The organism is Acinetobacter sp. UNC436CL71CviS28 (assembly GCF_000620525.1).
GTDB classification, from domain to species: Bacteria; Pseudomonadota; Gammaproteobacteria; order Pseudomonadales; family Moraxellaceae; genus Acinetobacter; species Acinetobacter radioresistens.
This window is the reverse complement of the sequence record NZ_JIBB01000066.1, coordinates 1-5,809: the sequence shown is the minus strand read 5'-3', so window position 1 is coordinate 5,809 and position 5,809 is coordinate 1. Positions and strand designations below refer to the sequence as shown.

The following is a 5,809-nucleotide window of genomic DNA, read 5'->3' as shown; positions in this document are numbered from 1 at the left end:
AGTAGCTCGCTAGAGCGAAATGAATTACTTCGAGCAATTAAACGTTTAGGCAGGACACTATGGAAAAAATGGTCAGGCTATCATCGGCGAAGTTTGGTTGAAACTAAGATGCATTGCATCAAATTATTAGGAGATAAACTCAGTGCAAGGAGTTTTGATAGCCAAGTGAATGAGATCCATGCACGTGTAGCAGTCCTCAACAGATTTACGGAATTAGGTCGACCACTTACCCAAGTTACGCCTTAAATTTGGTTCAATTAGGGGCGCTTTGCATTTCAAATCTTTGTGCAACAAAGCCAATTGTCAATTAAAATTGAGTCAAAAGAGAAGTAACAAAAACTAGTTAAATTAAAAATTGTATAAAAATCAATTTATTAAAAGTTATAAATAAATTATTTTAAATGATACCTAAAAATTTATATTGATTTAAATTTAGTATCGCTTTAATTTTAAATTATAGCCACTTGGGATAAGTGAGGAAATAATGAAAAATCATGCTGAAGATTTTGAACAAGCCATACAACAAGATATTACCATTGAGCCAAAGGACTGGATGCCAGAAGCGTACCGAACAACGCTCATTCGCCAGATTGGACAGCATGGCCATTCGGAAATTATAGGTATGCTGCCGGAAGGAAACTGGATTACCCGAGCACCCACCCTGAAACGTAAAGCAGTACTGCTGGCAAAAGTTCAGGACGAAGCAGGTCATGGGTTGTATTTATATAGTGCCGCCGAAACACTCGGTGCTGACCGGGACGATATGATGGACAAGCTTATTGCGGGACGCATGAAGTATTCATCTATTTTTAACTATCCAACTTTAAGCTGGGCAGATGTCGCCGCAATTGGCTGGCTGGTCGACGGCGCCGCGATCGTTAATCAGGTAGCCTTGTGCCGTACATCTTACGGGCCATATGCACGGGCAATGGTACGAATTTGCAAGGAAGAAAGTTTCCATCAGCGGCAGGGGTTTGAAGCCATGATGCAGCTTGCAAATGGTACACCTGAACAGAAACAGATGGCACAGGATGCGGTCAACCGTTACTGGTGGCCAGCACTGATGATGTTTGGCCCAAATGATGATAATTCCCCTAACAGTGCACAGAGTATGGCCTGGAAAATTAAACGCTTCAGTAACGACGAGCTGCGCCAGAAATTTGTCGATAACACTGTACCGCAAGTACTACAACTTGGCCTGACTGTACCTGATGAGAAACTGCATTTTAATGAAGAAACTGGCCACTACGAATTTGGCGAGATTAACTGGGATGAATTTTTTGCTGTGATTGCCGGGAAAGGCCCATGTAACCAGGAACGCATTGATGCCCGCCGTAAAGCATGGGAAGGCGGAAAATGGGTCCGTGAATCTGCTGCTGTATATGCCCAAAAACAGCAGGCACAGCAACAATCTAAAAAGGTTGCCTGAAATCTGGTTTTAGCTATTCAATAAAAACAGGAACAAAACGACATGGAACATAAAAATAACTGGTCATTATATGAAGTCTTCATACGAAGCAAGCAGGGTTTAAGCCACCGCCATGTAGGTAGTCTGCGTGCACCTGATGCTGAAATTGCCTTGCAAAATGCCCGTGATGTTTATACCCGCCGTAATGAAGGTATCAGCATTTGGGTGGTGAAGTCAGAACTGATTACTTCTTCGCAGCCAGATGAGAAACCGGAATTTTTCGATCCCTCTCTGGACAAGGTGTACCGCCATCCAACTTTTTACCATATACCAGATGGCATCGAGCATATGTAAGGAAGGTATTGTATGAATCATCCACTTTTAGCACAGTTTCTTTTACATATTGGCGATAGCCAGCTGATTTTATCGCACCGGCTCTCTGAATGGTGTGGTCATGCACCTGAGCTGGAAATTGATATTGCCCTAGCCAATATAGGCCTGGACCTGCTGGGTCAGGCACGGACGGCCTTAAGTCTGGCTGGTGAACTCGAAGGGTTAGGCCGTGATGAAGACAAACTGGCTTATTTTCGTACTGAGCGTGAATACCGTAACCTGCTGCTGTGTGAACAGCCAAATGGTGATTTTGCCCAGACGATTGTCCGCCAATGGCTGATGGATCATTATCATGTACTCCTTTTTACGGCTCTAGCGAAAAGCTCTCAAGCCGAGCTGGCAGCTTTCGCAGCAAAATCATTAAAAGAAGTGAAGTATCACCTGCGGTTTTCTACTGCCTGGATGGAACGCTTAAGTCTGGGAACAGATGAGGCACATGAAAAAACCCAGACAGGATTAAATCAGCTATGGCGCTTTAGCGATGAACTATTTGTTTTAAATGCTGATGAACAGTTACTGGTTGAACAACAGGTTCTCATGGACCTTGAACCATTAAAAGCTGAATGGCTTGAACAGACGACTGCTGAAATTGAACGTTTTAAGCTGACTCTTCCGGAAACCGGTGCTTACCGTAGTGGTGGCAGACAGGGTCTACATACTGAACATCTGGGTTATGTACTGGCTGAAATGCAGTATTTGCAGCGTTCATATCCAAATATGAACTGGTAAGCAGGGAACACAGGAGTAACGGGTATGGAGCTAATTAAACACTGTCTGGATGAATGCTGGGAAACTCTGAAACAGGTGGCTGATCCTGAAATTCCGGTTCTTTCAGTCGTTGACCTAGGTATGATCCGTGGAGTGGAACTAAATGAAGAAGATCAAATTATCGTTCGTTTAACTCCAACCTATAGCGGCTGTCCGGCTACAGATCTGCTTAAGGCAGAAATTACCCAGGCATTTACTGTTCAGGGTTTGGTTCCGGTACAGGTAGTAGTGGATCTGTCCGAAGTCTGGACTACTGACTGGATGAGTGAAAGCGGTAAACAGAAATTACAGCAATATGGTATTGCTCCGCCACAGGGTGAAGCACATAGCTGTGGTACCCATGTTGCTCTGTCCGATGGAATTGAGTGCCCACGCTGTCATAGCCAGCATACTAAACTGTTAAGTGAATTCAGTTCTACTGCCTGTAAAGCACTGTACCGATGCCAGCAATGCCTGGAACCTTTTGACTATTTTAAATGTATTTAAATAACCGAATGGTCAAAATAAAGAAGGATTTTTATATGAACCAATTTATTCCGCTAAAAATTAAATCAGTCAGCCCACAAACTGAACAGGCGATCTGTATTGCTTTTGAAATTGCACCTGAACAGCAACAGCAATTTCAATATCAGCCAGGTCAGCATCTGACTATCCGGCATATGAGTGAAACCGGTGAAATCCGTCGCTGCTATTCAATCTGTAGCGATACTCAGGAAGACATGAGTATCGCAATCAAAAAGATTGAACAGGGGCAATTTTCAAACTGGGCCAATAACCGCTTAAAAGCCGGTGATGTGCTGGAGGTCATGCCACCCCAAGGTGTTTTTTTTCAGAAGGCTGCAAAAACTGGCGGAAAAAATTATCTGGCATTCGCAGCAGGTAGCGGTATTACACCTATTCTTTCTATTGTTAAATCAGTCTTGTACCAGCAGGAAAATGCAAATCTTACTTTAATTTATGGTAACCGTTCATGGAAACAAACCATGTTTTCAGAACAGATTATGGACTTAAAAGATCGCTTTAAAGAACGTTTTCAGCTTATCAATATCTTTTCACGGGAAATGAACGACAGCCAGCTGCTTAATGGTCATATCGATACTGAAAAACTGCAACAGCTTTATAGTGCCGGTTTGATTAATCAGGACATTGACCACTGTTTTGCCTGTGGACCGCAGGCCATGATGGATGCCGTCGAGCAGACATTACCGCAGTTCGGTATTGAGCACAGTAAAATTCATACCGAGCGTTTTAATACCGGCACCACAAAAGTAACAACGAGAGAAATTGAAGGCCGTAATGAAGAAAAAGTTCAGATTATTCTGGATGGACGTGAGCTGGTGGTAGAGGTTTCCAGACAGGATGACAGTATTCTGGATGCTGCACTGCGCGCCGGAGCCGATTTACCCTATGCTTGCAAGGGCGGAGTCTGTGCCACCTGTAAGTGCAAGATAATAGCAGGTAAGGTTGATATGGCTGTTAATTATAGTCTGGAAGAGGATGAAATCGCTCAAGGTTATGTCCTGAGCTGTCAGGCACGACCGGTAACAGCCAATGTACGCTTAAGTTTCGATGAATAATTAATCTATTTTAAAATAAAAATCAGGTTCAAAGGGAAATACTGAATGGACTACCAGACAATTCTTGTTGAAGAAAAAAATACTGTGGGCTATTTAAAGTTTAATCGTCCAGAGCAGCTCAACAGTTTTAATGAAGTTATGCATAAGGAAGTTGCTCAGGTCCTCAACAAATGGGCTGTGCAGCCCGATATTCGTGCTGTAGTTATTTCAGCACAAGGTCGAGGTTTTTGTGCCGGGCAGGACCTGAATGACCGGGTAGTCGATCCTGATTCAGCAGTACCAGACCTGGGCCTTTCAATTGAAAAATACTATAACCCGCTCATTAAACTGATTACCGAGATGCCAAAACCGGTTATTTGTGCGGTTAATGGTGTTGCGGCTGGAGCAGGGGCCAATATTGCATTGGCTTGTGATCTGGTTCTGGCAGCGAAGTCAGCCTCATTTATCCAGGTTTTCTGCCGTTTGGGGCTGGTTCCAGACTCTGGAGGCACCTGGTTCTTGCCGCGGCTGGTTGGTCGGGCACAAGCCATGGGACTGGCATTACTGGGAGATAAGATCCTGGCTGAGCAGGCATTACAGCTCGGTATGATCTGGCGGGTAGTTGAAGATGAGCAGTTACAGGTTGAAGCTGAGAAAATGGCTGAACATCTGGCCAAGCAACCAACTTATGGATTGGCATTAATTAAAAAAGCAATCCATGCTGCTGCGCATAATACTCTGGATGAGCAGTTACTTCTTGAACGTGACTTACAGCGTCTGGCAGGCCGTTCAGAGGATTACCGTGAAGGTGTACAGGCCTTTATGCAAAAACGTACACCTGAATACAAAGGCTGCTAGAACAGGCAGGGCTACACAATTCTTAAAGAATATGGATGAAAAGAGCATCGTCTTTTCAGAATCATACAGGCAGGATGACTGTACATGGAGTATAGAATATGAATAACAATACGATGGAATATATTGAAACGGTTTCAACCGATGAGCTGCGCAAGGTACAACTGGAACGCATAAAGAAAACTTTGGTGCATGCCTATCAGAATAGTCCGGTTTACCGGAAAAAATTTGATGATGCAGGCGTGCATCCCGAGGACTTTCAGCATCTGGAAGATCTGGCAAAATTTCCTTTTACCACTAAACAGGATCTGCGTGATCATTATCCGTTCGGCATGTTTGCCGTGCCTCAGGAAAAAATTGTAAGGGTACATGCATCCTCAGGTACAACCGGACAGCCAACGGTAGTAGGTTATACGCAAAATGATATTCATACCTGGGCTGATCTGGTTGCCCGCTCGCTAAGAGCTGCTGGCTTAAGTAATCAGGCTCTGTACACGACAAAAATAGATAACTCATTGAAATAATGTCATAATAATTGTTTTCTAACGACGAATACTATGACACATCTCAATGAGTTATATCTTATCTTAAACAAATATCTAAAATGGAACAAGTCACATTTAAAGTGCTTTGCGCTCATCATGCTTGTGATTATTTTAAAGCAAACATGTAATCTTTCTTCTGCATCTAAAGCCTTGCCCATCAAGTGCTTACCACAATCATTTTATCGACGTATGCAGCGCTTCTTTGCAGGTCAGTATTTTGATTATCGTCAAATTTCTCAGTTGATTTTCAATATGTTTTCATTCGACCAAGTGCAACTGACTTT

The 5,809-nt window shown here is 43.3% G+C and carries 7 protein-coding genes and 2 pseudogenes; all 9 read left to right on the top strand.

Translation table 11 applies throughout. The features are described from left to right. Positions 1–246, top strand: a 246-nt coding sequence (locus tag N518_RS16975; RefSeq protein WP_416201897.1) for a transposase, incomplete at its 5' end; no start/stop codon positions are given. 238 nt (positions 247–484) lie between these two features. Beyond that, the gene (gene paaA, locus N518_RS0114795; protein WP_005025928.1) at positions 485–1,429 is read left to right on the top strand and encodes a 1,2-phenylacetyl-CoA epoxidase subunit PaaA; all 945 of its coding nucleotides are present in this window, start codon (positions 485–487) and stop codon (positions 1,427–1,429) included. Between the two features lie 42 nt (positions 1,430–1,471). Continuing rightward, positions 1,472–1,762: a 1,2-phenylacetyl-CoA epoxidase subunit PaaB gene (gene paaB, locus N518_RS0114790; protein ID WP_005014243.1), complete on the top strand. Its 291-nt coding sequence runs from the start codon at positions 1,472–1,474 to the stop codon at positions 1,760–1,762. Between the two features lie 12 nt (positions 1,763–1,774). Further along, positions 1,775–2,530, top strand: a complete 756-nt coding sequence (gene paaC, locus N518_RS0114785; protein WP_005025926.1) for a 1,2-phenylacetyl-CoA epoxidase subunit PaaC — start codon at positions 1,775–1,777, stop codon at positions 2,528–2,530. Between the two features lie 24 nt (positions 2,531–2,554). After that, positions 2,555–3,055: a 1,2-phenylacetyl-CoA epoxidase subunit PaaD gene (gene paaD / locus N518_RS0114780; RefSeq protein WP_005025924.1), complete on the top strand. Its 501-nt coding sequence runs from the start codon at positions 2,555–2,557 to the stop codon at positions 3,053–3,055. A gap of 35 nt (positions 3,056–3,090) precedes the next feature. After that, the gene (paaE, locus tag N518_RS0114775) at positions 3,091–4,146 is read left to right on the top strand and encodes a 1,2-phenylacetyl-CoA epoxidase subunit PaaE (RefSeq protein WP_005014249.1); all 1,056 of its coding nucleotides are present in this window, start codon (positions 3,091–3,093) and stop codon (positions 4,144–4,146) included. A 45-nt stretch (positions 4,147–4,191) separates the two neighbouring features. Next, positions 4,192–4,983, top strand: a complete 792-nt coding sequence (paaG, locus tag N518_RS0114770; protein WP_005025922.1) for a 2-(1,2-epoxy-1,2-dihydrophenyl)acetyl-CoA isomerase PaaG — start codon at positions 4,192–4,194, stop codon at positions 4,981–4,983. Positions 4,984–5,081: 98 nt separating this feature from the next. Further along, positions 5,082–5,459: pseudogene (locus N518_RS0114765) on the top strand (phenylacetate--CoA ligase family protein); the annotation flags it as partial. Positions 5,460–5,537: 78 nt separating this feature from the next. Continuing rightward, positions 5,538–5,809, top strand: a pseudogene (locus N518_RS16480) (IS4 family transposase); the annotation flags it as partial.

Bases quoted from the DNA above. Each gene is read 5' to 3' on its own strand.
- paaA (WP_005025928.1), top strand. From the start codon at position 485: ATGAAAAATCATGCTGAAGATTTTGAACAAGCCATACAACAAGATATT.
- paaB (WP_005014243.1), top strand. From the start codon at position 1,472: ATGGAACATAAAAATAACTGGTCATTATATGAAGTCTTCATACGAAGC.
- paaC (WP_005025926.1), top strand. From the start codon at position 1,775: ATGAATCATCCACTTTTAGCACAGTTTCTTTTACATATTGGCGATAGC.
- paaD (WP_005025924.1), top strand. From the start codon at position 2,555: ATGGAGCTAATTAAACACTGTCTGGATGAATGCTGGGAAACTCTGAAA.
- paaE (WP_005014249.1), top strand. From the start codon at position 3,091: ATGAACCAATTTATTCCGCTAAAAATTAAATCAGTCAGCCCACAAACT.
- paaG (WP_005025922.1), top strand. From the start codon at position 4,192: ATGGACTACCAGACAATTCTTGTTGAAGAAAAAAATACTGTGGGCTAT.